This window comes from Thioclava nitratireducens (assembly GCF_001940525.2).
GTDB lineage: Bacteria > Pseudomonadota > Alphaproteobacteria > Rhodobacterales > Rhodobacteraceae > Thioclava > Thioclava nitratireducens.
Genome location: NZ_CP019437.1, coordinates 2066400 through 2091919 on the forward strand (window position 1 = coordinate 2066400; position 25520 = coordinate 2091919).

The 25520-nt window shown below is 60.9% G+C and carries 30 protein-coding genes and 1 tRNA gene; 19 read left to right on the forward strand and 12 right to left on the reverse strand.

The annotated features are described in order from the left end of the window. Positions 1–9: 9 nt before the first annotated feature. The 8 genes from BMG03_RS20720 (at position 10) to BMG03_RS09965 (ending at position 5152) form a co-directional block, all read left to right on the forward strand. Complete coding sequence (locus tag BMG03_RS20720; RefSeq protein ID WP_157771576.1) at positions 10–339, forward strand: hypothetical protein; 330 nt, start codon at positions 10–12, stop codon at positions 337–339. A gap of 117 nt (positions 340–456) precedes the next feature. Beyond that, positions 457–1647, forward strand: a complete 1191-nt coding sequence (locus BMG03_RS09940) for a phage portal protein (RefSeq protein ID WP_075776564.1) — start codon at positions 457–459, stop codon at positions 1645–1647. Continuing rightward, the gene (locus BMG03_RS09945) at positions 1640–2023 is read left to right on the forward strand and encodes a gene transfer agent family protein (protein WP_075776563.1); all 384 of its coding nucleotides are present in this window, start codon (positions 1640–1642) and stop codon (positions 2021–2023) included. The genes BMG03_RS09940 and BMG03_RS09945 overlap by 8 nt, the downstream gene beginning before the upstream one ends. Next, entirely contained in the window at positions 2020–2856 is an 837-nt protein-coding gene (locus tag BMG03_RS21200; protein ID WP_279627808.1) for an HK97 family phage prohead protease, read from the forward strand. The genes BMG03_RS09945 and BMG03_RS21200 overlap by 4 nt, the downstream gene beginning before the upstream one ends. Beyond that, positions 2853–3539: a phage major capsid protein gene (locus tag BMG03_RS21205; protein WP_279627809.1), complete on the forward strand. Its 687-nt coding sequence runs from the start codon at positions 2853–2855 to the stop codon at positions 3537–3539. Before BMG03_RS21200 ends, BMG03_RS21205 begins: the two co-directional genes overlap by 4 nt. A 13-nt stretch (positions 3540–3552) precedes the next feature. Beyond that, on the forward strand, positions 3553–4167 hold the full coding sequence (locus BMG03_RS09955; RefSeq protein WP_077701208.1) for an alpha/beta fold hydrolase: 615 nt from the start codon (positions 3553–3555) through the stop codon (positions 4165–4167). Next, positions 4164–4502 carry an HNH endonuclease gene (locus BMG03_RS09960; RefSeq protein WP_075776561.1) on the forward strand — a complete coding sequence of 113 codons (339 nt, stop codon included), beginning with the start codon at positions 4164–4166 and terminating at the stop codon, positions 4500–4502. The genes BMG03_RS09955 and BMG03_RS09960 overlap by 4 nt, the downstream gene beginning before the upstream one ends. Next, positions 4499–5152, forward strand: a complete 654-nt coding sequence (locus BMG03_RS09965; RefSeq protein ID WP_075776560.1) for a hypothetical protein — start codon at positions 4499–4501, stop codon at positions 5150–5152. Before BMG03_RS09960 ends, BMG03_RS09965 begins: the two co-directional genes overlap by 4 nt. Before the next feature lies 1 nt (position 5153). On the opposite strand, the gene BMG03_RS09970 is transcribed toward BMG03_RS09965, so the two are convergent. Further along, a complete protein-coding gene (locus BMG03_RS09970) occupies positions 5154–6443 on the reverse strand; it encodes a hypothetical protein (RefSeq protein ID WP_075776559.1) in 1290 nt (429 codons plus the stop codon). 296 nt (positions 6444–6739) lie between these two features. On the opposite strand from BMG03_RS09970, the gene BMG03_RS09975 reads away from it, so the two are divergent. From BMG03_RS09975 to BMG03_RS10020, 9 genes are all read left to right on the forward strand, one after another. Next, positions 6740–7021: a hypothetical protein gene (locus BMG03_RS09975; protein WP_075776558.1), complete on the forward strand. Its 282-nt coding sequence runs from the start codon at positions 6740–6742 to the stop codon at positions 7019–7021. A gap of 86 nt (positions 7022–7107) precedes the next feature. Continuing rightward, positions 7108–7587 carry a DUF3168 domain-containing protein gene (locus BMG03_RS09980; protein ID WP_244270936.1) on the forward strand — a complete coding sequence of 160 codons (480 nt, stop codon included), beginning with the start codon at positions 7108–7110 and terminating at the stop codon, positions 7585–7587. A gap of 3 nt (positions 7588–7590) precedes the next feature. Continuing rightward, the gene (locus BMG03_RS09985) at positions 7591–7902 is read left to right on the forward strand and encodes a phage head closure protein (RefSeq protein ID WP_075776557.1); all 312 of its coding nucleotides are present in this window, start codon (positions 7591–7593) and stop codon (positions 7900–7902) included. A gap of 277 nt (positions 7903–8179) precedes the next feature. Then, complete coding sequence (locus tag BMG03_RS09990; protein WP_075776623.1) at positions 8180–8566, forward strand: phage terminase small subunit P27 family; 387 nt, start codon at positions 8180–8182, stop codon at positions 8564–8566. A gap of 2 nt (positions 8567–8568) precedes the next feature. After that, entirely contained in the window at positions 8569–10176 is a 1608-nt protein-coding gene (locus BMG03_RS09995; RefSeq protein WP_075776556.1) for a terminase large subunit, read from the forward strand. Positions 10177–10193: 17 nt separating this feature from the next. Next, the gene (locus tag BMG03_RS10000; RefSeq protein WP_075776555.1) at positions 10194–11540 is read left to right on the forward strand and encodes a hypothetical protein; all 1347 of its coding nucleotides are present in this window, start codon (positions 10194–10196) and stop codon (positions 11538–11540) included. After that, the gene (locus BMG03_RS10005; protein ID WP_157771577.1) at positions 11531–12541 is read left to right on the forward strand and encodes a phage tail tape measure protein; all 1011 of its coding nucleotides are present in this window, start codon (positions 11531–11533) and stop codon (positions 12539–12541) included. The genes BMG03_RS10000 and BMG03_RS10005 overlap by 10 nt, the downstream gene beginning before the upstream one ends. Positions 12542–13664: 1123 nt before the next feature. Continuing rightward, complete coding sequence (locus BMG03_RS10015) at positions 13665–13844, forward strand: hypothetical protein (protein ID WP_075776552.1); 180 nt, start codon at positions 13665–13667, stop codon at positions 13842–13844. 162 nt (positions 13845–14006) lie between these two features. Further along, positions 14007–14195 carry a hypothetical protein gene (locus tag BMG03_RS10020; protein ID WP_075776551.1) on the forward strand — a complete coding sequence of 63 codons (189 nt, stop codon included), beginning with the start codon at positions 14007–14009 and terminating at the stop codon, positions 14193–14195. Here the strand turns inward: BMG03_RS10020 and BMG03_RS10025 are convergent. The 3 genes from BMG03_RS10025 to BMG03_RS10035 form a co-directional block, all read right to left on the reverse strand. Further along, entirely contained in the window at positions 14177–15469 is a 1293-nt protein-coding gene (locus tag BMG03_RS10025) for a tyrosine-type recombinase/integrase (RefSeq protein WP_075776550.1), read from the reverse strand. The two genes, BMG03_RS10020 and BMG03_RS10025, sit on opposite strands and share 19 nt — an antisense overlap. 137 nt (positions 15470–15606) lie before the next feature. After that, a tRNA-Ser gene (locus BMG03_RS10030) sits at positions 15607–15696 on the reverse strand. Positions 15697–15805: 109 nt separating this feature from the next. After that, positions 15806–16552: an SDR family NAD(P)-dependent oxidoreductase gene (locus tag BMG03_RS10035; protein WP_075776549.1), complete on the reverse strand. Its 747-nt coding sequence runs from the start codon at positions 16550–16552 to the stop codon at positions 15806–15808. Positions 16553–16803: 251 nt separating this feature from the next. On the opposite strand from BMG03_RS10035, the gene BMG03_RS10040 reads away from it, so the two are divergent. Then, positions 16804–17397, forward strand: a complete 594-nt coding sequence (locus tag BMG03_RS10040) for an outer membrane protein (protein ID WP_075776548.1) — start codon at positions 16804–16806, stop codon at positions 17395–17397. A 100-nt stretch (positions 17398–17497) separates the two neighbouring features. Here BMG03_RS10040 and BMG03_RS10045 read toward each other — a convergent pair whose 3' ends face one another. The 8 genes from BMG03_RS10045 to BMG03_RS10080 all read right to left on the reverse strand — a co-directional run bounded on the left by BMG03_RS10045 (position 17498) and on the right by BMG03_RS10080 (position 24517). Further along, complete coding sequence (locus BMG03_RS10045; RefSeq protein WP_075776547.1) at positions 17498–18106, reverse strand: TetR/AcrR family transcriptional regulator; 609 nt, start codon at positions 18104–18106, stop codon at positions 17498–17500. Then, positions 18099–18995 (reverse strand): polyphosphate kinase 2, encoded by an 897-nt coding sequence (ppk2, locus tag BMG03_RS10050; protein ID WP_075776546.1) that lies wholly within the window; start codon positions 18993–18995, stop codon positions 18099–18101. The genes BMG03_RS10045 and ppk2 overlap by 8 nt, the downstream gene beginning before the upstream one ends. Positions 18996–19151: 156 nt before the next feature. Further along, positions 19152–20135 (reverse strand): alpha/beta fold hydrolase, encoded by a 984-nt coding sequence (locus BMG03_RS10055; RefSeq protein ID WP_075776545.1) that lies wholly within the window; start codon positions 20133–20135, stop codon positions 19152–19154. Further along, positions 20110–21030 carry a homoserine O-succinyltransferase gene (locus BMG03_RS10060; RefSeq protein ID WP_075776544.1) on the reverse strand — a complete coding sequence of 307 codons (921 nt, stop codon included), beginning with the start codon at positions 21028–21030 and terminating at the stop codon, positions 20110–20112. The genes BMG03_RS10055 and BMG03_RS10060 overlap by 26 nt, the downstream gene beginning before the upstream one ends. Before the next feature lie 54 nt (positions 21031–21084). Then, positions 21085–21939 carry an ATPase gene (locus tag BMG03_RS10065; protein WP_075776543.1) on the reverse strand — a complete coding sequence of 285 codons (855 nt, stop codon included), beginning with the start codon at positions 21937–21939 and terminating at the stop codon, positions 21085–21087. 50 nt (positions 21940–21989) lie between these two features. After that, the gene (locus BMG03_RS10070) at positions 21990–22895 is read right to left on the reverse strand and encodes a DMT family transporter (protein WP_075776542.1); all 906 of its coding nucleotides are present in this window, start codon (positions 22893–22895) and stop codon (positions 21990–21992) included. 118 nt (positions 22896–23013) lie between these two features. Continuing rightward, positions 23014–24111, reverse strand: a complete 1098-nt coding sequence (locus BMG03_RS10075) for an outer membrane protein transport protein (protein WP_075776541.1) — start codon at positions 24109–24111, stop codon at positions 23014–23016. A gap of 199 nt (positions 24112–24310) precedes the next feature. Continuing rightward, complete coding sequence (locus BMG03_RS10080; protein ID WP_075776540.1) at positions 24311–24517, reverse strand: hypothetical protein; 207 nt, start codon at positions 24515–24517, stop codon at positions 24311–24313. A gap of 129 nt (positions 24518–24646) precedes the next feature. Between BMG03_RS10080 and BMG03_RS10085 the strand changes: the two genes are divergently transcribed. Then, positions 24647–25483 (forward strand): GNAT family N-acetyltransferase, encoded by an 837-nt coding sequence (locus BMG03_RS10085; RefSeq protein WP_075776539.1) that lies wholly within the window; start codon positions 24647–24649, stop codon positions 25481–25483. The last annotated feature ends 37 nt before the right edge of the window (positions 25484–25520 follow it).

The following is a 25520-nucleotide window of genomic DNA, read 5'->3' on the forward strand; positions in this document are numbered from 1 at the left end:
GAATCGGTTTTGGAGGGATCGGTTTCGTTCGTCCGAGGACGACGCGCCGCGTCTGCCGCCGGGAACAATGCTCCCGGCGCGGCGACTGGCTTCGGTCCGGGAGTCTTTGACTTTCCGCAGGGGCTGCTGTTTGCCAAAATTCGGAAGCCGGGAAAGGGGCAAGCGCTCGACTCGCATGGCAAATTCACCGAAAAAGGCGGGCCACGCGCCGAGCTACGCTATCTAAGCGCTGATTTTCTTGGATATTTTCCCCACATTCATTCGCCGGGGGAAGTGGCGGAGAGACAGTGCGCCATTTTTCGCGACAAATCAGTCCAACATATTGAAAATAAACAATAACAGCAAGTCTCTGTATTGCGAAATGTATAGCAAAAAGTATAGCAAAAATGGGATTCACACCGCGAGCTGGGTGTGTTAAAAATGCAACATTACGAGTAACCATGTTTTCGAGTTGCAATGTTTCAGAAAGTCCTTTCGGTCTTCCAAAGGAAGGCGGTGGCGGTCTCAGACCCCACCGCTCTTCCGATTTTCGGAGTTGTCCCAACCCTCACCGGCCAGACCGTCACCGCTGAGAGCGCGCTTCGTGTTCCCGCTGTTTCCTGCGCCGTTGCCCTGATCGCCGAGACGGTCGGGAGTTTGCCGGTCAAGCTCTTCGAGCGCGAGGGCAGAGCAAGCGTTACCGATCACCCCGCTTACCGTCTGATGCACGACGAGGCGAACCCGTGGACCTCCGCCGAGGCACTTCGGTTGCAGCTTACGACTGACGCCTTACCGCGCGGTCACGGCTTCGCTCTGGTGGTGCGCAACGGCTCTGGCGATCCGGGCGAGCTGCACCGCCTTGAACCGCATCAAGTGCAGCTTGAGACTGATGAGCTTGGCGAGCCGTCCTATCTGGTGCAGCTCGCAGACGGGCGTCACCGCTACGCCTTTTCCGATATTCTGCATGTCAGCGCCTTCGGTGGCGCTTCCCCGATCACGCTCGGGCGCGAAGCTATTGGTCTCGCGCTGGCCTTCGAGAGCCATATCGCACGGCTATTCGCGAACGGCGGCAAGCCCGGTGGCATTCTCAAGACCGAAAAGACGCTCGGCGATGAGGCCAAAGGCAAGCTTGCCCAGAGTTGGACCGCTGCGCATGGCTCGGGCAGCACCGGCGGCACGGCCATTCTTGACGAGGGCATGAATTACGAGAGCGTCACCATGACGCTCGCCGATAGCCAATTCGCCGAGAACCGCCTTGAGCAAATCCGCGAAATCGCGCGTGCCTTCAGGGTGCCGCCGACGATGCTCTTCGAGCTGACGCGCGGGACGTGGAGCAACACTGAGGAAATGAGCCGCCAGTTTCTGCAAGTCACGCTGAAGCCGTGGCTGGCGTCGTGGGCTTGGGCCTATGCCCGGTGCCTTCTGACGCCCGAGGAACGTCGCGAGCTTTATGCTGAGTTCATCACCGATGATCTGACAACGACCGACACGGCAGCCCGTGCGACCGCCTACGGGCAGTATCGCAGCATGGGCGCGATGACGGCCAACGAGGTGCGCGCCGGTCTGAACCTGCCGCCCCACGCGGACGGCAACGCCCTCGAAAATCCCTACACGACGACAAGCGCAGCCCCCGCATCTTCCCCCGAAAAGGCAATTTCCAATGACTGATAGCATTACGCTTTATGCGTTCTTCGGCGACGCAGAGCGCGCCTTCACCCTGACCGATCCCATGATCGCCGAGCTTGAGCGCCTGACCGACCTCGGCGTCGGTGCGATCTATCTCAAGCTAGTCAATCACGCTCACCCGGCGAAGCTTCTGAAAGATATCATCCGGCTCGGTCTGATCGGGGCAGGGACCGCACCCGAGGAAGCCGCGCAGCTCTGCGCAGCATACGCGGAGAACCGCCCCCTCGCCGAAGTCTTTCCGTTGGCCTTCGACATTCTCGAAGCGCGCTGGAATGGCGTGGACGAGAGCGAGACGCTTGAGGACGTGGCACGCAATGCCGAGGCCGATTTTGAGCGCTTCGTCGGAGCTGCGGCATGACCGACCGCCTCGAAGTCAAAGCCTCGCTCAGCGTCTCGGATGAGGGCGAGATCACCGGCCTCGCATGGCCCTTCGGTTCTGCGGATCGCGTGGGCGACGTAATCGAGAAGGGCGCTTTCATCGGCCCCGGATCGCTGCCGATGCTCTTCGCCCATGATCAGGGGCAAGTCGTCGGTGTCTGGGATGAGATCGCGGAGACCGACGCCGGTCTATCCGTGAAAGGACGTCTCTTGATCGAAGACGTTGAGCGCGCCCGTGAAGTGCGCGCGATGGTGAGGGCCGGGGCAGTCTCGGGCCTCTCGATTGGCTTCGTGACCAAAGACGCGAAGCGCCAAGGCAAGGGCCGACGCATTACCGCCCTTGAGCTTCACGAAATCAGCATTGTTGCCGTTCCGGCCCATCCGGGCGCGCAGATCACCTCTTTCAAATCGACCCATTTGCACAAGGAAAACATTCAGATGGAACAGGAAGAAACCCCGGCGCAAGCGCCGCAAATCGACACGAAGGCCTTTGACGAGATCAAGGCGCGTCTCGACAAGATCGAAGCCAAGGCGAACCGCCCTGGCGTAGCCGTCACCGGCATTCAAAGCTCGGTCATGGCGCAAGACGAAGTGAAGGCGTTTTCGAGCTTTCTTCGCTCGGGCGACCGCTCGAACCTCGACACGAAGGCCATGGCCTATGGCTCGACCAACGGGCCGATCCTCGCGCCCGAGACCGTCTCGGCAACGATCATCGAGAAAGTGGCCGAGCAATCCCCGGTTCGTGGTCTCGCCTCGGTCCTCTCGATGGGCGGGCCGCTCGTCCAGCTCCCCCGGGGCTGGTGGACGAGGTGAACCCGGCGCAAGTCGGCGAAACCGATCCGCGTCCCGAGAGTGAGCCGAGCTTCGAACAGATCGACCTCAAGGCGTTCGAGATGGCCGTTATCGTGCCGGTGACGCGCGTTCTGCTGGAAGATGCGCAGGTCGATCTGAACGGCTATCTCAGCAATCACATCGCTCGCCGCTTCGGCCAGATCGAAGCGCAGTGGTTCGTCAACGGCAACGGCACTTCGGCTGCCGAGGGTGTGATGACCTCGACCGAGGTCGCAGAGGATGAAGTAGCCTCGCTGACTCAAGACACGCTCACCGATCTCTACTATGGGATAAAAACGGCCTATGCCTCGCGGGGCGTCTGGCTGATGAACCGCAAGACGATGGCCGCGATCCGCAAAATCTCGAACACGATGGGCGAAGCGATCTGGCAGCCCGGTCTCGCGGCTGGTCAACCGGCTTCGCTTCTGGGCCGTCCCGTGGTCGAAGCGCCTGATATGCCGGACCCGGTTGCAGGCAATGCGCCGATCATCTTCGGCGATTTCGCGGAAGGCTACACCATCGCAGACCGCACCGGCTTCGAGATCCTGCGCGACGACTACACCGGCGCGGCCAATGGTATCGTGAAGCTGCACGCGCGCCGTCGCGTGGGCGGTCGCGTGACGCTGGGCGAAGCCTTCGCGAAGCTGAAGCTCGCCGCCGCGTAATACGGTGCTACCAGTGCAGCCCGCATATGAATGCACGATCCGTCACGGCGACCTTGCCGTGACGCTTCGGGCCTCTTTGCGGGCTGCAATTACCCTTGAGCAAGCATTCGGCTTCGCGCCGCTCTTCCGAAGAATCCACGATCAGAATTTCACGGCTTATCGGGCCGTGATCGAAGCCGCCGCGACCGATAGGCGCGAAGCTGACGCGCTTCTGCGATCCTTGTCGCGCGTTCCCTTGCGTGGCTTCGTGGAGGGCGAGCAAGCACGCCTGATGGGCTTCTGTGCAGCTCTGCTGCCGCAAGCGCCAGAGGGTGAGCGGCAAGAGCCTGAGAGCGGCGCGAGCAAGCCGTGGGCAGAACTGTTCCAAGACCTCTACCGGCTAGGCACTGGCTGGCTCGAATGGACACCCTCGGAAACGTGGAATGCCAGCCCGAGCGAGATCATCGCCGCTGTTGAGGCGCATTCCGAGAAGCTGGTCGCGCTCGCCGGTGGGGCAAGGGAAGAGACGCGCACCACTGAGGACAATAAGAGGCAGCGCGAAGCGAATATCGCTGCCAATCTCGATCCAGAATTTGACCGGGAAGGGCTGAATCGCCTGAAAGCGAAGCTGCGGAGCGAAAAGCGATGAGCCGCCCGCCCCGTGCCTGCGCCTGTGGTCGCATTGTGCCGCATGGGCAGCTCTGCGTGTGCCAAATCGCGAGCAAGCGTGCCCGTGGCCGTCGCTATGACGCAAAGCGCCCGACTGCGGCTCAGCGTGGATACAATCAGGAATGGCGCAAGGCGCGTATCGAGTTTCTGCGACTGTTCCCTTGCTGCGCCATGTGCGGCGCGCCTGCGACTGTGGTCGATCACATCAAGCCGCACCGGGGCGACGAGCGGCTATTCTGGGATAGGTCGAACTGGCAGGCGCTCTGCGAGGGCTGCCACAACCGGCACAAGCAGCGCCAAGAGGCCGCGCCATGAGCGGCACAAGGCGTCTCTGGCAAGCAGTTCTCTATCAGGCCGTTGATGACGCTCTGAATGGCGCTGCGCTCGATTCAGAGACTGTAAGGCGGCGGAATATCGAGCAGGCGCGCGAACTGCTCAGCATGCCGAACCGTGATCTTGAGATGATCTGCACCGGTGCCGGTCTGGAAATGGAAGGAGTCGTGAGACGAATGAGAAAGCTTATCGCGGAAGCGCCACCCCTTGACGAACTTGTCGCGGGCAAGACCGTGCGCCAAAGGGCCGAAATCGAGAAGCGCGAACCGCGTCAAAAACGGAAGCGACCGAACCCGACTTACACCTACAAGGGCGAAACGCTCACGATCGGGGAGTGGTCAAAAAAGGTCGGGCTTGCTGCCGGTGTGATCCGCGCGCGAATGCGTAACGGCTGGACGTTCGAGAGAGCAATCACCACGAGCGTTGTTGAAGCGCGTTTGCAGGCACGCGAGAAGCGGAGTGAGCGCATAAAGGAAGCTATGAAGGGTCGCACTTGGGCGCGTGGCACGCCACCGAGGATGATCACTCACGAGGGCGAGACGCTGACGCTCGGCGAATGGGCCGAGCGTCTGGGCGTGACCAAGCAGACAATCCGCAAGAGGCTCGCGAAAGGGCTGACCGTTGCAGGGTAAGCTATTTTCCGACAGCCTTCTTTACCCTCTCAATGAGCAAAACGACTTGTTCTAAGCCTTGAAAGCTTGAGTCCTTCAAAATCTGATCGTCGTCAGAGTTATCTTGCACTCCAAAAATTCTCTCACTGAGGGCTTTTTTAAGGTTTGCTCTATCATCATCAGGCAGATTGGCAATGAACGGATCGAAAGCTTGAACCTGCAACGAAAATGCTCTGGTTCTTTTCTCGTTGGCTCGGTGAAGATTGGCCTGTTTTGAGGCGTAAATTCCAAACGAAATGAGCAATGCAGTAATGACTGCGCTCTTTCCGATTTGAAGCCAGAACAGGGGTTCTGGCTCAACTATAGGCTGCAGGCACAGAAGGCTATAAAGTAGCCAAGCGATGGTAAGAACGATGCAGGCAACTGCGCCCCGCCGCCACCATTGAGCTGACGAATATTCTCGGTCCGCGATGCTCTTATAGCCGCCGATTACACTATCACGCGCGACGATCTTGTATAGTTTCAATATTTTCTCATGAGCGTCGGTGGCATCTGCGCTAATCGATTCGATATGTGAAACAAGCTCCACCTGTTCATCATTGGCCTTTTCCCGTATCTCCTTAAAGAATTCGCTTAGATGGCTGCTTGCGGTGTCCCGAATCTCTTTGACTGTGTTTGCTGCGTTCGTTTTGCTAGAATTAATTAGATCGGTAAATTCCTTTGATTGGTCGTTCAGTATGTTGGTCTTTGTCGTTCTCCATTCGTCTAGCTCCAACTCGAATTCTTTGGCCGATTTGGATGCTGTCTCCCTCATTTCTTCAATTCGATGAGCAGCCGCAGCTATCTCATGTGCGGATTCTTGTGTCCTATTCTTGTATACTGCTAGGGTCTTTTCTGTCGTTCTTGCGAACTTATCGAAACTACTAGTCGCAGCCTCCAAATCCGCACGTCGCGTCGATCTGGCGAACTTCAATGAGGTTATTTGATATAATGAAGCAATTGCTTGATCTATTTGCGTATTTGCGTCAACAAGGTGTTGAGGGTTCTTGGTGTTAGAAAAGTTTCTAACGCTATTCAGAACGCCTCCGTTATTAATTTGCGCGTTGATAGTATTGAGCGCATTGATCGGGGCCAGCTCTGGATCGAGGTCATGCAAGATTTGCTTGATGATCTTAATCACCTTTTCGAGCCTGACCCACTCTGACGCTAAGCTGGCATCTTCGATATCAACATCTACGTCTAGTGCTTGCTCGATGGCGTCGAGCGTGGCGTGTATGGGATGTTTCGCGAAATTCTCTTGCCAACGCGTCATTCTCAATCTCCGAAAGAATCATTTGCGTGAGATTGACTTGCGAACCGTTTGCAATCAAGCACAAGGCTTTACTTGGGCTGGTTGCATGGGCGGGGCGGTCTAAACTTTACACGGGAGCGTAGGACCGGCGGGGGGAGGTCCGCGCACGATCTGCGCTAAATAACTTTTCTCCGGAGGGGGTAAGCGTGCGCTTCTTGCCGCCACGTTACCCTCTCTGCGTCTCGACTCCATCGTTGACCTGTCAGAAGTTCGTGAACTATCTGTTACCGAAGAATAATTTTAGATGGGAATTTAAGATGGCTGTTGCGCGCGACTCGATCACCGGAAGACTCGTTCAGCTAATCTACGTTCTCGGTGTCATATGTTCAGCGCTTTGGTATGTGTTCTATGGTCTCGTATTTTCTATGGCGCTTGTCGAAGGAGAGGCCGCAAGGTTTAGTTATGGTAAGCCCGACTTCATTTTGGGCGTAGCCTTCGTGCTTGGTGGCGGCGCTGTTATTTATGGCTTGGGCTGGGCGATCCGATGGATCACTACAGCGAACACTGACAGTGTGTTCGACCGCTGGCTAAAGGCGTAACGCTCGGTTCGCCATTCATATTGCCTCTTCAAAGCTCGGACGACTGTTGCTATAATGCAACAGTATTTCCTTTGACGAGTTTCAGTATGTCTGCCGTTTCTGTTCCCGAGCTGGCCGTGCGCGAAGCGGCGAAAGGGGAAGCGATGCTTGATCCCGCTCTCGCGTTTCAAACTGCTATCCGCGCCACGCTGATCAACGCGCCCGAGGTGGTCGCGCTGGTCGAGGCTTCGAACATTCGCGCCGGTCAGGTGCGCGGTGAGCGGCTGCCCTCAGTGGTGCTTTCCGACGCTCGAACTGAATACCTGGGCTGTGCATCTGGGTCTCAGCGCCTCGCGCGTGTCTTCCTCACTCTTCATGTCTGGGCGGTTGAAGACGGCCCAGATACGGCGCGCCAGATCGGCGCGGCAACGTATCAAGCGCTTGAGTTCGGCCCTGCCGATACCCCTGAGATCGACGTGGACGAATGGCACGCGCCGAGCGTGGTCTGGCTGCGTGACCCCAAGCCCGAGCTAAGCCTGACGCATGGGGTAATGAGCCTTGAGGCTGTTGTGCGGTGGAGGGTCTGAGCGATGAAATCTGGTAAGCTGACCAACCTGATTGAACTGCAACGGTTGAGTGAGGCGGTGAACCCGTCCGGCTCGGTGTCGAGCGCATGGACAACCTACGCGACCGGGCGAGCTGAGCAGCGGCAAGCGGGCATCTCAGAGTTTCTGACGACCTACGGCAAGGGCGTGAGCAACAACGCGGTGTTTCTTATCCGGTGGCTGCCGGGTGTGTCTGTCGCGGATCGGATCGTTTGCGATGGTGTCGCGTGGAATGTCGTGGCGATTGCCGAGATCGGGCGTAGGCGTGGCTTAGAGTTGCGCGCGGTGGCCGCATGAATTCAGTCGAAGCCTTCACAGGCAGTCTTTTCCAAATCCTGAAAACTCTGATTATTTGGGGCCGAGGCCAAGGCATCGCGCGCTTGCTTGCACTTGGTTGCGGAATTTACTCCGTTCATGCCCAAAGCCAGCAGTGTGAGTGCAAAGAGGACGAACAAAATTGCTGCCAAGCATTTGATACCACAAGACATATTGCCTCAATTAGAAATGACCGATCAAAAGAGCCTTCTGCTCGCATGTTCGTCGGAAGATGGCAACAGAAAGTTTCGGTGGCCGCATGAGCGTGCATCAACGTGGCATCAAACCGACTCTGGCGCCTGACGCCGAAGCTCTGACGAAGGCCCCACAGGTTCCGTCTTACTTCAGCGCCCATGCCAAGACCGAATGGAAACGGATCATGCCGCAACTGATCGCGCGCAGGATCATCACGAAGGCCGATTTGGCAGGCGTCGAGGCCTATTGCTCGGCGGTGGGCATCTGCCGCCAGATCGAGGAACAGCGCGCCGGTGGTCTGATCGACCCGAAGCTCTTCGGTGTCTGGAATCGGGCAGCACAGACCGCGCGCCAGCTCGCAAGCGAATACGGTCTCACGCCCACCTCGCGCGCTCGGATCGGCTCGGCTGCGCCCGATGAACCCGACGCTGACGACCCGCTCGCGGTGTGATCATGGCAAGCACCTATCCCGAATGGGTCATGGATAGCTCACCGATTGACGACCCGCTCGGCTATGGCGAGCGGGCGGTGCAGTTTTTGCGCCGCCTTCGCCACCCGGCCAGCTCTGCACCGAAGCGCGCTTTCCAGCTCGCCCCGTGGCAAGAGCGGATAGTTCGGCGCATCTACGGGCCGCGCAACGCCGATGGCTCGCGCGTGGTGAAGATGGTCTTCCTGATGATCCCTCGGGGCAATCGGAAGACCTCGCTCGCCGCTGCGCTGGCACTCTTGCACTTGCTCGGCCCCGAGAAGCTGCCTGCCGGTCAGATCATCTTCGCGGCCAGTGATCGGGAACAAGCAGGCATCGGCTTTCGAGAGGCTGCCGAGGTGATCCGGTGCGACAAGCGCCTTGAGGCCGTGACGCGCCTCTATGACGCGCACAATGCGCCGAAGGCGATCAAGAGCGCCCTTGATGGCTCGACGCTCAAAGCGGTGTCGTCGGACGGGCGCGCGCAGCACGGCACGACGCCGACCTTCGTTCTCGCCGATGAGATTCACACTTGGCAGGGCCGCGACCTCTGGGAAGCGCTGCAATCGGGCATGGCGAAGCGGGCGGGCGGCCTGACCGTGATTGCGACGACTGCCGGTCGCGGAAACGAGGGACTTGCCGCCGAGACATACGCCTACGCGCGCGGTGTCGCGCTCGGGCAGATCGTGAACCCTGAGTTCTTGCCGATCCTCTTCGAGCCTGAGCCGGGTGAGGATTGGGAAGACGAATCCCTATGGCATCGGGTGAACCCCGGCCTCGCACATGGCTTCCCCGATCTGGAAGGGCTGCGCTCGCTGGCGCGCAAGGCGAAGGATAGCCCGAGCGAGCGCCACAGCTTCGAGCAGTTCAACTTGAACCGCTGGCTCGGGAACAGCCGCGATCCGCTCTTCGACTTCGAGACCTATGACGCCCGGTGCTTTGAAGGCGACGAGGAAGACCTTGAGCAACTGCCATGCTGGCTCGGCGTGGACCTGTCGCGCTCGGGCGACCTGACGGCGGTTGTGGCCGCGTTCCAGCACCTTGACGGGCAGGTGACGCTCCGGCCCACGTTCTTCGTGCCGGGGAAAGACCTGAAGGCGCGCGCTGATCGTGACGGGGTGCCTTATCAGCAATGGGCCGACGATGGTCTGATCCGCCTGTGTTCCGGCCCGATCATCGATGAAGAGGCGGTTGAAGATGAGATCCGCGAGCTTTGTGCGCGCTATGACGTGCAAGAGATCGGTTTCGATCCGCACCTCGCGCAGCGGATCATGCAGCGGCTCTATGATGACGGCTTGCCCGTGGTCGAGGTGCGCCAAGGGCCGCTGACGATGGGCGCAGCCGGTGCCGACCTTGAGCGGATCGTCAACGGCAGGCTTGTGCGCCATGACGGCCACCCGGTCTTGCGTCAGCACCTCGCGAGCGTGGTCGCCGTGCGCACCGATAGCGGGCTGGTGAAGATGCATAAGGGCCGCAAGTCCGACCGGATTGACGGTGCGGTCGCGGCTGCGATGGCCGTCTATCGCCTGACCCTCGGGCAAACCAATCTGAGTAACTACAACGCGCCCAGCTCGGGCGGTCTTTTCGTGTTTTGATGAGTGAGTTTTGAGTGATGAATGACGTTAATCTGCCCGGTCTGATTGTTCCTGTCGAAGCCCGGATCGACAAGCTTGAGAAAGCGCTGAAGCGCGCGAACAAGGCGCAAGCGAAGACCGCGCGCCAGATGGAGAACCGGGCGAAACGCTCGGCTGAGAAGATGGCGAAAAGCTATGAGAGTTTCGGCACGAAGGCAGCGGGCGCGCTCGGCAAGCTGCCGCTGCCCGGTCTGGGCGTCGGTGTTGCCGGATTGGCCGGTGCCGGAATCGGGGCAGGGCTTGGCATTGCTGCCGGTCAGGTGCGTCAGACGGTGCGTGGTATCGCCGAGATCGGAAACGAGGCGCGCCGCGCCGGTGTTGCGGTCGAGGACTTCCAGCGCTGGCAGTATGTCGCGGAGCAGAACCGCGTCAGCGTGGACGCTTTGACCGATGGCTTTAAAGAGCTGAACCTTCGGGCCGACGAGTTCATTGCGACCGGCAAGGGGTCGGGGGCAGATGCGTTCCAACGGCTCGGCTACTCGGCAGCCGAGCTTTCGAAGAAGCTGAAAGACCCGAGCAAGCTCTTCCTTGAGATCATCGGGCGGCTCGAGAAGTTCGACAAGGCCGCGCAAATCCGCATCGCTGACGAGGTGTTCGGCGGGACAGGCGGCGAGCGGTTCGTGGAGATGTTGAACCGTGGGCAAGCCAGCATCAAGGCGATGATGGGTAAGGCATCGGTCTTAACCGAAAAGCAGATCAACAAGGCCGATGCGCTGGACCGCCGTTATAGCGCGCTCACCGCGAGTATTCATCGCGGTTGGCAACAGGCAGCGCTCGGGGCAGCCGACTTCGCGGCGCAGATTCTGAACCTGCGCCTTGAAGGCGACAAGCTTGCTGCGAGTGACCTGTTCCGCAATGGCGCGCAGGCCCCGCAAATCCTCGGTCCGAAGGTTGCAGCCGCACTGGATGGTAACTCGCAGGCGGTCGAGGACAATGCGCGCGAGATCGGCGATCTTCTGGCGCTCTATGAACGCTTCACGGCGCAGTCGGATGCGCTCGCGCCCTACCTGCAACGGGTCTCGAACGAGCTTGAGCGCGTGGGTGATACGCAGGCAGCCGATACGCTCTTCGAGGCTGCCGGGGCGATGCAGCGCCTGTCCGAAAAGCTGGATAAGGGCGAGATCAGCGCCAGTGATTTCGAAGCCCAGATGGGCGACGTGATCAAGAAGGCGCAAGGCGCGCTCAGCGCGGTCACTGATCTCGACGCTTCCCCACCTTCTCGAAAGTCATCGGGCGTCTTGGCGACCTTTGGGATGCACTCGAAGGCGTGCGCGCGAAAGCTGCCGAGGCGCGTGCCTCACTTCCGGGTGGCTCTTTGCCGATGACGAGCGGGCAGGGGCTTACGGTTGCGGATATCGAGATGCCGCCCGGTGAGTTCGCGCCGACAAGTTCGCCCCGCCCGAAAGCTGCGCCACCGATGATCTCGGAGAACGTCTCGACGCCGAAGAAAGGCGGCGGTGGGCGCTCGCATGACGACTACGCACGCGTCCTTGCTGACATGGAGAACGAACGCGCTGCACTCGACGCCGAGGCGGTTGCATTGGTCGCGGCTGCGGCTGCCGGGAAGAGCTATGGTGACGCGGTGGAGTTCGCGCGCAAGAAAGCTGAGCTGCTGTCTGCCGCCCAGAGGGACGGGAAGGCGATCACGCCTGAGCTGAGCGCCGAGATCGACCGGCTCGCACAGAGCTATGTCGAAGCGGGCAACCGGGCGGAGCAAGCCGCAGACAAGCTCAAGAAGGTTGAGGAACGCGGCCAAGCTGGGGCGAGTGCGCTCGCTGACCTCTTCGGCTCGGTCTTGGACGGCTCTGCGAGCGCCGAGGAAGCGCTATCGGGTCTTCTCATGCAGATTGCTCAGGCGCAGCTCAATCAGCTCTTCAGTGGTGCCGCCAGCGGTGGCTTCATGACGTGGCTCGGTGGAATGCTCGGGTTTAGCGCAGGTGGCTACACCGGCGACGGTCACAAGTTCGCGCCAGCGGGCGTGGTTCACAAAGGCGAATACGTCCTGAGCAAAGCCGCGACCGAACGGCTTGGCGTGGATAATCTCGACGCGCTCCATAGCGCCGCGCTGAAAGGCTACAGCTCGGGTGGGTTGGTCGGGGCGGCAGCTCCGTCGAAGGTGCTCGCAAGCGGCTCTCAAAGCGCGTCTGATGTCTCGGTCAGCTACGCGCCGACGATTACCGTGGAGGGCGGTGGCGGATCGCCCGAAATGAACCGCGACCTCGCGGACAAGATTGTGAAGGCGACCGAGCGCAGCTTCCGCAGCGTGGTTCAGGATGAGATGCGCAAGCAGATGCGACCGGGGAACATGCTGAATCGACGTGGGTAAGCGTTAGAGCTTAGTGATAACGCATTGTTTTCGTGGCGTTTCGTGTTGAAATCCGCCTCGCTGCTCGCTATGTCTTCATTGTCACCGAGCGGTAACGCAAACAGACACTTACAAGAGCACGGCAGTAGTCAGGTTTTAACGGCAGACACCCTCGCGGAAAGACGCCACCGACAGTCGCCACCCATACCAGCATCGAAGATTTCGCCAGCGCCGGGAACATGACCGGGCAGCGAGCCGCCTAGCTGGAAGGTGCAGGAAAGATCGTTTTGGATCGCTCCCCGTTGGAGAACATCGGACGCCCCAAACGGTCGCCGCCGGACTTAGGTCGAAATGGCACGAAAGACGGTTGCAATGTGCGGGGAGTTTCGGCTCCGGGCCACAACAACCGATCACGCATCGATTGAAGGTAAGTCGAGCGTGATGCTCAGCCGAAAGGCTGTAACCGCTTGGTCGAAAGACCGGAATCGGGGCGCTGCTAGGTAAAGGGAAGCCACCTAGCGTTGGAAGCCCTTCACCACCTGTTAGACGCAGAGATTCCTCCTTTGGCGAACGCAGCTTTCTCTGCGTCCTCCTTGGGGGAAAGACCTATTTCCGCAGTAATCATCATCTTTCATGTGCCTGACTGAATCTTTCGCTGCATCGAAGTCTATAACGAGAGGCGAGCGCCGAAGGCGCGACGCCCAGCAAGCGAGCGAAGCGAGTGCGCAGCCCTAGCCGCGTGGCCGCGTAATGAAGGAGTGGAAATGATCACGTTAATGAAAATGGTGTTTGCCCTCGCGGGGCAAGCTGTCCCGGTTCGAAAGCCACCCGGGCGAGTAGTCAATATGGAGGGCGCGTGTGACCGATACATTATGCGAATGATCCCCGAAAATATGCTGACGCGTCCCCTTGAACTCGACAGCGAAGAGAGGTATATAGATACCGCAAGCAGGTAGCTCCGGGCGGCTTCCCTCCGCCGAAGCATCCCTAAGGCCCTCGTCTTCCTTCAGGCGAGGGTCTTTCCACTTTGCAGGGTGTAAGTATCCACTTGCTTACGCTAACCATTTGAAAAACAACAAAATAGCTGTTGCGCGTCGATTCGCGTCGTGTCTATCTAGTGGCGTTGAAACCAGAGGGGCGAGCGATGCCGCATTTTATCGAGACACAGAAGTTCAGCGAGCTGGTCGAGCAGATCGTGAAGGGCGTAACGGAGGGGGTGAAGGGTCTGCCGGATCACCGGTCAGTGGTCGCGCAGGCACTCGCCGAGGCGGGCATTCTGCCGGACGTATGCCGCGAGGATTTTGCGAACGCTGACGCGGCTTGAGCCAAGCTGGTGCTTGCTAGGGACAGGGGCGGGGCCGCAGGGTCTCGCCTTTTCTAAGTTCGTTGTCCGAGAAAAATTAGCGATCCTGCCGCAATCCAAGCTCGGAACGCTATAAGGCAAATTAGTCCATTGCCTTACTGCGAAAACGTCCCGGCTTTACCAATGCGCGACCCTGAACTTTTTGCCGATCTGCAAAAGATGCACCGCATGGCGGCTGCTCTGGTCGTCGCTGACCCGGTCTATTTGCCGCTCTTCGAGCGCGTCGAGCGTGAGCTTGCGCTATATCAGAGTGAGGATGATGCTATCAGCCGCGCGCGAGCGATTGCCGCGCTTCACAATGCTGCCGCTTGAAGCAACTGCTGCTTTTGCTCCAATGACGCACCGTCGCCGTAGCGCTCACGCGTCAGTCTGTGGCCGAATAGGTCGCGCCTGATCCGGTCATCAATGCCAGCCGCGAGCATTCGGTCTTCGAAGCTGTGACGCAGGGAGTAGAGCGTGTGGTCATCGCTTTCCAGAAGTCCCTTCTCGCGCAGGAACTTATTCACCGTAGCTGAAAGGCTGGCGCTGCTTTCGCGATAGCGTGGGAACCCCTCAGGGAATTCGCGAAGCGCTTCTAGCGAGATCCCGAGCAAGGGGATTTTGCGCTTGGCGTGTTTAGTCTTTACCTGCCGTCCTTCCGGCTCAATCGATATATGCGGGACGTTGTGATTCAGATGGATCGTGTTCGCGGTGAGGGCGGCTAGCTCGGAAGGGCGGCAGCAAGTGTTCACCATCACAAGCAGAATGGCGCGTGCCTCCGAGTTCATCCCGTCGAGCGCACTCGGTGCCAACAGCTTTTCGGTGATCCAGTTAGCCGAGAAGGGCGGGCGCTTCTTGGCCTCGGCCTCCTTGAAGCTCAAATCGGTGAGCGGCAGCACCAGACCGAGGCGCTTCATCTTGTTCACGGTCTTCAGCACGTCCCCAAGGTGGATTAGGTCTTTATTGGCGCTGTTGGGCGTTAGGTCTTGCTCTTCGAGCCGCTCCATCCACCAGTTGCGGAAGTCGAGCATGTCGTCACCCGTGATTTCGTTAATCGCCTTGTCGCCGACAACCGCGATGAAGTTCTTCACTGCCTTCTTCCGGGGGTTCTTCCAGCGACGAAGTTGATCTTCGCTCTTCCCGAGTGTCTTGTCTTTCGCAAGGCCCCAATAGAGTTCAAGCGCCTTGCTGACGACAATCGGCGGCTCTTTGGCTCCTCCGAGGATCGCGGCAGCTTCAATAAGGTCAGGTTTGTCAGGTTGATCCTTGAAGCCGGGAACCGCTGCGAACCTTTCGCGCAGCTCTTGCACCGGCAGCTTCGCGGCTTGATCGGCCTGCATGTAGCGAAAGCCCCGAGCCGCTGCGAGATCCCGGGCAGCAGTGAAGCGCTCTTCCGCATCGCGACTGTCACCAGCCAGCTTCGCTTCCCAAGCAGCGGTCATCTGTTCCCAAGTCGCTGCTTCTTTGGTCGTGGCAACAGAGCGGGAATCTGTGTGCAAGCTCAGCCAGACAAACTTCCTCGGCTCGATGGCAGCGAAGCGCTTCGGCACTCTCTTGTAGAGATAGAGGGTGCCTTTTGCTGATCCATTGCGCGTAACGATTGCCATGCGTGGCACTCCAAATGCGGCAGGCCATGTATAGCAGTTTGTAAAGCAAAATGTATAGCAAAACTGACCCTGCGAAGCCTTGCGGCTCGCCGAAGCACTTGTTTTACAGGGGATTTGCAAACACTCGCCGGGGAAAGTGGCGGAGAGACAGGGATTCGAACCCTGGGTCGGCTCTCACCGACAACGGTTTTCGAGACCGCCGCATTCGACCACTCTGCCACCTCTCCGCATCAGGGGTCGTTTCGTAGGGCGGGATTTAGCCGCCCTCGCGCGCCCTTGCAACCCGTTTTTCGAGGATTTTTTCAGATCCTTCGCAAAGCCGTCATAAACGTGAGGTCAACGCATCCGGAGCGCCCCGTCGAGGCGGATCACTTCGCCGTTCAGATAGCCGCTCTGGACGATGAAACCGGCAAGTTTGGCGTATTCCGACGGATCACCGAGCCGCTTCGGGAATGTGACTTCGGCGGCGAGGCTGTCCTGCACCTCCTGGGGCAGGCCCTTCATCATCGGCGTGGCGAAAATTCCCGGCGCGATGGCGCAGCAACGGACGCCCTGGCTGGCCAGATCGCGGGCGAGGGGCAGGGTCATCGCGACGATTCCGCCTTTTGACGCCGCATAGGCTGCCTGACCCTTCTGGCCGTCGAAAGCCGCGATGGAGGCAGTGTTGATGATCACGCCACGCTCGGGGCCGGGGTTGCGGGCCATCTCGGCGGCGGCGAGGCGGGCGACGTTGAAGCTGCCCACGAGGTTGATGTCGATCGTGCGCGCGAAGCTCTCGAGCCGGTGCGGCCCGTCGCGGCCGACCACGCGCTCGCCGGTGGCGATACCGGCGCAATTGACCGCCACATCGATGCCGCCCATCGCGTCTACTGCGGCTGCGATCCCGGCGGCGACGCTGTCCTCGGAGGTCACGTCGACCTCGGCGAAGGTCGCGCCGATCTCTGCCGCATAAGCCTCGCCGCCCGCCTGGTCGCGGTCGAAGAGCGTCACCTGCGCGCCCGACTCAACGAAGTGCCGCGCGGTCGCAGCCCCCAGCCCCGAAGCGCCGCCGGTGATGATGGCGCGAATTTTGCTCAACTCCATGTGATACTCCCTCGAAATGAACGCGTGTTCATTAACCAGTGGAACCGCCGCTTTGTCCAGTGTTGCCAATGCATTTTGCGGCTGCAGCATCCGGCGCCCCGATCACGTCTTGTGACAGCTTCGGCAACCTGCCGCCTATGGCCGGAACCAAGCCGATTGACGTTGCATTGAATGAGCATAGGTCCGGGCAACGGATCTGATCCAAAACGTCTCAACGGGGGATGAACCCCCAAGACAGGAGAGAGAGAAACATGAAACGTATCATCGTTACGTCGAGCATTCTGGCACTCGCTGGCTCCGCCGCGATGGCGGGCGGCTACACCACCCCGGCACCGGCTCCGGAAGTCACCCCGGCCCCGGTCGCAGTCGCGCCCGCGCAGTTCAGCTGGGACGGCTTCTATGCCGGTGCTCAACTCGGTTACGGCAAGGCTGACCAGTCGATCGATGGCGACGGCGTCGTGGGCGGTCTGCACGCGGGTTACCTGCGCGACTTCGGCGGCTATGTCCTCGGTGGCGAGCTGGCTTATAACGCCGCGAACATCGACGACAACACCACCGGCGCGAAGGTCAACTCGATGACCGACCTCAAGATGATCGCCGGTGCGCCCTACAACAACATGCTGTTCTACGGCACGCTCGGTGCGTCTTACGTCGACGCTGAAGACGGTTCGGGTGCCAGCTACTCCGACACCGTTCCGCTGGTTGGCGTCGGCATGAAATATGCCATCAACCCGAAGTGGACCGTCGGTACCGAGCTCGACTACCGCAAGGGCAACAACTTCGACGGCACCACCAACGATCTGAACACCACGACGCTGAACCTAACCGCGTCCTACAAGTTCTGATCTCAGGCGGATCGTCTGATATCGACGGGCGGGGGGAAACCTCCGCCCGTTTTTCTTTGTCCGGATGATGCTGCGACGCGGCGGGATCGGGCAAGGCGGCTCAATCCGGAGCGATCAGGCCCAGCCCGCGCAGATAGACGCCGATGCCGCTTTCCAGAAGGTCCTCGGGGGCATAGGGCGCGCGATTCCCCTCGCGGGAATAAAGCTCCACGACGCCGTGGCTCATCGCCCAGACATGCGCCGCGACCATCGCGACGGGCGGGCGCTTCTCCGGCGGCATATGCGCCATCAGGGCGCGCGTCGCACGTTCCATCGCGTCGCTGGATTTGCGCGCCACCGCCGCAAGATCGGGTGAGCGGTTGGGCGATATGCCGCTTTCGAACATCGCCATGTAGTGACCGGGATATTTCCGCGCGAAGGCGAGATAGGCGCGCCCCACCGCCGAGAACGCCGCCAGCGCCGAAGGCTTGCCGCCGTTCCATGCATGATCGAGCAGGTCGCCGAAGATCAGATAGCCCTGCCGCGCACATTCCGCGATCAGGTCCTCGCGCCCCTCGAAATGGCGATAGACCGCAGCCGGGGTCACGCCTGCGCGTTTCGCCGCTTCCGAGAGCGTGAAGCCGGTCGGGCCCTTCTCCTCGATCAGTTCCAGCGCGGAGGCTACGAGCGCCTGACGCAGGTTGCCGTGATGATAGCCTTGCTTAGACATTCAGAACGTCGATGCCACCGCAGATTTCACCGTCGATCTCGCCGATCGCGTCGCGGTCCTTATGCGCATAATCGATCGCGTTCAACACCGTCTGGATCGCGGCAATCCGGGCGCGTTTCTTGTCGTCCGAGCGGATTACCGTCCAGGGCGCATGCGCGTTGTCGGATCGCGCCAGCGTCTCCTGGATCGCGTCGGAATAAGCGTCCCAGCGCTTGAGCCCTTCGACGTCGATCCAGCTCAGCTTCCACTGTTTGAGCGGATCCTTCTCGCGCTTGAGAAAGCGGCGCAGCTGTTCGGCGCGATCCACGTTGAGCCAGAGCTTCACGAGGATGATCCCGTCATCGACCAGCATCTTCTCGAAATCGGGCAACTGGCAGAAGAAATGCTCGCGCTGCTCGGGCGTGCAGAAGCCGAAGACATGTTCCACCACGCCGCGGTTGTACCACGAGCGGTCGAACATCGCGATCTGGCCCGCGGCCGGAAGCCAGTCGACATAGCGCTGGAAATACCATTGCGTGGCTTCGGTTTCGGTGGGCTTCGGCAGCGCCACGACATAGGCCGAGCGCGGGTTCAGGTTCTGCCGCATCCGCCCGATCGTGCCGCCTTTGCCGGCCGCGTCGCGCCCTTCGAAGATCACCGCGATCCGCTTGCCGGTTTCCTTGGCGTCCCAGAACATCTTGACCAGTTCGACCTGAAGCGCATCCATGTGACGGTCGTATTTCTTGCGCTTCATCTCCTCGTCGTAAGGGTAGGAGGGCGAGAGCATGTCATCCTTGCCCGCCTTCTCGATCGCCTCGCGCACGACGTCCGGCGCTTCCTCCTCGAGGTAGCGGGTGATGTCGCCCACGAAGGGGATATCGAACGGCGGGTCACTCTTGTCCTTGGCCATGATCTGCCTTTTGTCGTTTCACGGCAGTATGCTGCGCGGGCCGGGACGGTGCAAGCGGCGCCGCACAGCGGCGGGCAGGCGATACCGCTCGTGTGACGTGCGCGCAAAACCGCAGGAGTGACCGCTTTTCACGCGACTGCAGTGCTTGAGTGGCGGTTACTCCGCCGCCGCCTTCATCGGGATGTCATAGCCAGCGCGCGTCGCGACACGGTCCACCGCGGCGACTGTCTGGAGCAAGGCGACATGCGGAACCATATGGCCGATCCCGTCGAGCGAGACCAGTTCCGCGCCCGGCACCTCCTTCGTGAAGGGCACCGCATGGATTTTCTCGCCCACGATGGTGTCGGCCGTGCCATGCAAAGAGACGACCGGGAGGTCGAGATCGGGATAATGGGGGATCATCTGCTGAATTTCGGGCTTCAGCTCGGCACGCTGGCGCGCATTCACCCGCATCGTTTCGACACGCAGCGTCATGCCGGGGCCGAACCAGCGCATGTAGCCGATCGGCATCTCCTGCGGCGCGAAGACTCCTTCCACCTCGGAGCGAATGATCGCGGGTGGCGTCCAGGCCGAAATCAACGGGACGGCGATCGCCTGACCCAGTGGCGGCGACGTGATCTGATAAAGAAGCGGCAGCCCGGTGTCCCAGCTATGCGAAGGAGCGGAGACCGGCACCAGACCCGAGAGCGTGCCGGGCAGATATACCGCCCAGGCAATTGCGACAGCCCCGCCATAGGAATGGCCGAGCACGATCGGTTCCTCCGCGCCCGCCATCTTCGTCGCCTGCTGCAGCAGCTTGGCCTGGTCCTCGATCGTGTCGTGCCCCTCCGGCAGCGGATCGGAATAGCCGAACCCAGGACGGTCGGGCACGAAGACGCGATAGCGCTTCGCAAGTTCCGGTGCGAGATCGAAGGTCAGATCGCGGGCCGAGCCCGAGGCGCCGTGGATCAACACGACCGCCGGGCCGTGATCGCCCTTGATGACCATATGCACACGCTGGTCCCCAACGTCCACGAATATGCCGTTGGGCGGATAGCGCTGCTCCGCCATCCGGCCGCGCCAGCTCTCGAGTCCCCAGGTCGCGCCGCCCAGAATGAGCAGCACGAGGACGAGGCTAGTTACCAATCTCGGCCAGATCATACGGAGTTTCCTGATAAATCTCGTTAATCCAGTTGCCGTAAAGCAGGTGGGCGTGGCTCTTCCACCGGTTCGTCGGCACCCGGCTCGGGTCGTTCTCAGGATAGTAATTCGCGGGGACGTTGATCGGTTTCCCCGCCGCGACGTCACGATCGTATTCTTCTTTCAGCGTGCCGCTGTCATATTCCAGATGGTTGAAGATGTAGAGCGCCCGATGAGCGCGATCTTCGACCAGACAGGGCCCGGTTTCATCGGAATGGATCAGCGTGATCATGCCCGCCGCTTCCAACTCGTCACGCCGCATCTCGGTCCAGCGGCTCACCGGGATCAGCAGATCGTCCGAGAAGCCGCGCAGGTAAGGCGAGGCGGGCGCGCAATTGCGATGCCGGAAGCAGCCGAAGGCCTTGTGATCAAGCATGTGCTTGTTCACGCCGTGGAAGTAGTGGGCCATCGCCATGCCGCCCCAGCAGACGCCGAAGGTCGAAAAGACATGGGTCTGAGTCCAGTCGAAAATCCGCTTGAGCTCTTCCCAGTAAGTCACCTCCTCGAAAGGCAAATGTTCGATCGGAGCACCGGTGATGATCAGCCCGTCGAACTTCTCGCCGGTGGCCTCGACCTCTTCGAAGGGACGGTAGAACTCTTCCATATGCTCGGCGGCGGTGTTCTTCGTCTGATGCTCGCTCATGCGGATCAGCTGGAAGTCGATCTGCAGCGGCGTCGCCCCGATCAGGCGTGCGAACTGGTTCTCGGTCTGGATTTTCTTCGGCATGAGATTGAGAAGGCCGATCCGGATGGGTCGGATTTCCTGCCGCGATGCGCGCTCGGGCGACATCACCATCACGCCTTCCCGCGACAGGATGTCGAAGGCGGGGAGGTTTTCAGGCAGCTTGATCGGCATTGTTTCTCAGTCTCTTGCAGGGTGAAGTTAAAGTGATGCGTGAAGTGTCGCGGCTCACGCGGGCAGCGCGTCGGCGATCAGCGATGTAAAGCCTTTTGCGTCGCGGACAAGGTAGAGGTCTTCGGCACGGATCGTCACGCCCCAGTTTCTCGCCATCGCCGCATAGCGCGGCTGACGATGGGCCAGCGCCTGCGCATAGGTCCAGCGCACGAAGTCGTCGGGGTCGACCTCCGTTTCGGCCACACCTTTCAGATCGCGATACTCGTCCCATTTCGCGGCCAGAAACGCGGGCTGATAATACATCGGCTTCGGCGCGCGCGAGAAGCGCTTGATCAGCTCCTCGGTATGGGCTTCGGAGCCCTCGATCCAGACCATCAGCAGGTTCTGCGACAGCGAGGTCAGGATCGGATCCTCGGGGTCGTCGGGGTCCACCACCTCGCAGATCGAGCCGCCGGAATCGCACAGGAAATTCTCGATCCCGTAAATCTGCTTCGCGCGGTCGATGAAATGCGCGGTGTCGAGAAGCGCGTCCATCTCGGCCTTGCGGTGCTGGCGCTGGCGTTCGAGGTATTCCTCGAAGGGCAGTCCGCCCTTGGTCGGATCGCCCGGCTTGCCGAGATAGGTCGACAGCGGCGCGAGGTTCTCAAACGTGATGTTCGACGCGATATAGACCGAGTCCGACAGCAGAAGCTCCGCCAGGAACGGGTTCTTCATCGCCTCGCGCTTGAAGTTGTCGGCGATGTATTCGCCCATGTAGCGCGTGCCGATCCGGTAATCGACGGAGTAGTGGAACCAGCCCTCGTCGCGCAGCAGGTTCGCAGCCCAGGTCTTGCCGAGGCCGGACATGCCGAACAGGGCAACCTTCCTCGATTTGGCGGCCAGCCACTCGGCGCGATTGGAATAGATCATCGTGTCCCCATAGGTCTTTCGCCCCGGTGTAGCCCGGCAAGGCGCGCACGTCACGGGGTTTTGGGGCGGCGGTTCAGGATCAACAGACCGAGCGCGAGGATCGCGAAGCCCAAGGCCTCCGCCCAGCCCAGACGCTCGCCATAGACCGCCCAGCCTGCGAGGATCGCGACCGGCGGGATCAAGAGCGTGACGAGGGCGAGATTGGCTGCCCCCGCCATCGCAAGGATGCGGTAATAGAGCAGGTAGGCCAGCGCCGAACAGCCGAAGCCGAGCCAAAGCATCGCGATCCAGACCGAGGGCGCGTAGTCGAAGCAAGGGACACCTTCGGTGAGAAGCAGGATCGGCAGCGTCCAGATCGCACCGCCGGTGAGCATCCCGGCCGCTGCAACTTCGGGCCGTAAGCCTCTGATTGCAAAGCGCGCATAGGCGCCCGCGAAACCATAGCTCAGCGCCGCTCCCAGCACGGCGAGCTGGCCCGCCGAGGTCAGATCGAACCCCTTCAGCGCATCCGGCCCGATCGCCACCACGACGCCCGCGAAGCCGACCGCGATGCCGGTGGCCTTGCGCGCGCTCAACCGCTCGTCGGTGAAGACCACCGCCGCGACCAGCGCCCCGAAGATCGCGGTCGAGGCGTTCAGGATCGAGGCCAACCCGCTATCGATATGCTTCTGGCCCCAGACGATGAGAGAGAAGGGAATGGCGTTGTTCAACAGCCCCATGATCAGGAAATGCCCGAGATAGATCGGGTGCCGCGGCACCGGTAGGCGGCGCAGCGCGACATAGGCCCAGATCAGCACCGCGCCCGAGGCCACGCGCAGGAAGACCACGGTAAAGACGCCCGCGCCTTCCAGCGCCGCGCGGTTCGACAGGAAGGACGAGCCCCAGATCAGCGCGAGCGTCGCGAGCAGCGCCCAGGCGAGCGGGGTGAGGGATAAAGGGGCGGGTGCGTGTTTCATCGCTTCGATTTAGCGGGCGGCAGCGACGCGCACCACCCGGAACTTGCGGCAATGTCGAGTTCCCAAGAAAAAGCCCCGCACGAGGCGGGGCTTTTCGAGAATTATCAGAGGGTTGCGATCAGAAGTTGATCCCGACGCGCAGACCTGCGCCCCAGCCGTCATTGCCGGAGAAGTCGGTCGTGGATCCACCGATCTCAGTTTTCGCATCGCCAATATCGACATAGCGCACGCCGCCGGTAATCTTGATGTTGCTGGTCGCCTGGTAGCTTGCCGCCAGCGAGACAGATTTGAAGCCATCGGTCGGACCGAGGTTGCCCACGATGCCTCCTTGGTGCTTCTCATAGCCGAACATGATCGCGCCCGACCATTGGTCGTTGAAGCGCCGACCCACGCCGAGATTATAGGTGATCGTGTTGTTCGCATAGTCCACGAGCGAGTCACCCTTGGTCGCGATCTGGTAGCCGAGCGGGGTGATGTCGAATTGCTTCCAATGCACCCAGCGCACGGAACCCATCAGTAGCGTGTCCTTCATGATTCCGGTCTGAAATTCGAGGTTCACCGATTCCGGAACCGTCGTCGTGAAGGGGGCGCTCGGCGCGCCGTTTTCGGTCACGTCGAACGTGTGGTCGATTTTCGAGTTGTAGGTTAGCGCCACACGAGCGGCGATCTCGGGCTTTTCCCAAGCCGCGCCTACGACGTAGCCGAAATCGGTCTCTTCCGACGTGGACATCGTGTAGCCTTGGGCCGGCAAGTTCACGTTACCTTTAACGCTTTCGCTGCGCAGGCCGCCATAAACCGAGACATTGCTCGGCATCTTGTAGCGGACGAGCGCAGTAACTGCGGATGATTTGATCGAGGCTTGTGAGCCGCCAGCCGGGTAGCCTGCGGGAGGGGCAGGCTGCGCGGGATAGTGCACTTTCGCGCCGACGGGCTGGTCAAAAATGACCGCGAGATCCCACTGGTCGTTGAGCTGTTGCTTATATCCAAGGCTCAGCGTGCCATAACCCGGCGCCATGTCGCCCGAAGACGGGCTGCCGTAGAGACCGTAGTTTACCGTACCCGAAACATCCGGATTGAACGCGCCAAAGCTCATTTCGGCGTAGTTCCCCTGCTCGAACAGGATACCGACCGACTGCGTCGAGCGCTCCACCCCGCCCGCATGGGCCGCGCCTGCGCCAATCGCGAGGGCGACCATAGAAGTCATCACACGTTTCATAATTGTCCTCTTCCCTAACGTGTCCCGAAGGAGATCCTAACGTCTCGAAGGAATTCCTTTTGGCGACGCTACCACCCGGAAGGTGTAAATCAATCTGGGGATCACGGTGACGTCACGTTCTGTTGCAGCTGTGCAGGGAAAACCGTGTCTTCGCGGTCACTCCAGGGTGACCTGAACGTCAAGTTCTGAACTGAAGCGTTCAGAAGCCACTGGAAAAGCTGAGAATCGCGAGAAGGCCGAGCCAGAGGGCCGCGCCGAAGATTGCGATGAAAAGCGCGCTCCAGAGCGTCGCGCGCGACGCTGGCAGGTTTCGCGGTTCCTCGGTCTGGCGGGGGCGCAACGGTTTGCGCGCGGGTCTGGGTGATTGGCGCAGGTTGCGGAGCGCGTTGGGGAGAATTCGGGGCATGTTCGCCTCAAGGTCGAAACGTTTCGCGTCTCCATTAACCCAGACTTAGGTGAAGCCGGCCTTAATGGCAGCGATGAAACCTCTTCGTGTCATGCATTTCCCGGCTCCGAAGACAGCTGGAACCGTGCGTTGCGCGCGCTTGCGCCGGAACACCCTCCGGCTGTTCAGCAGGCGGCGCTCTATGGAACGATCGCGGCCGCGCACGGGCGGCGGTGCCTGCGGCTGGAGGCGACATGTCAGGGCAGGCGGGTCGCGCTGGCCCAGATGATCGGGCGCGGCGGTTTGTGGCTTCTGTCGCGCGGGCCGGTCTTTGCGCCGGAGCTCGGTATCTGGATCCGGCGCGCAGTGCTGCGTCGGATCGCGCGCCGTGCCGGGCTGGTGCTGATGACGCCGGAAAACCCGCTGGCTGGGTTCGGGCTGATCCCGCTGATCACCCCGCGCCACCATGCGCATTGGTCCTTGCTCCCCGATGCCCACACGCTGCGCGCAGGCTTGGCGGGAAAATGGCGCAACAGGTTGGCGGCAGCAGAGCGTGCCGGGCTGTGCGTGGAGCCCGAACCCGAGATCGAGTGGCTTCTCGCCTCCGACGCGGCCCAGCAACGCGCCCGCGGTTACCGCGCCTTGCCGCCGAGCTTCACCCTCGCGTGGGCGGATCGCAGCGCCGCCGACCTTCTCGCCTTGCGCGTCGCGACATCGAAAGGCGAGCGGATCGCGGGCGGCATCTTCCTGCTTCACGGCGAAGGTGCCAGCTATCACATAGGCTGGACCGGAGCGGAGGGGCGCGTGTCCCGCGCGCATAACCTGATGCTCTGGCAGGCCGCGCTGCGGCTGAAGGCGCGCGGAATCCGACAGCTCGATCTCGGTGCGGTGGATTGCGAGGACGGGGCAGGGCGGATGCACTTCAAACTGGGCACCGGCGCCAAGCCGCACAGTCTCGGGGCGACTATGTGGGTGTTGCCGCGCTAACCCCTTCCTCTTGATCCAAATATCCCCGCCGGAGGCT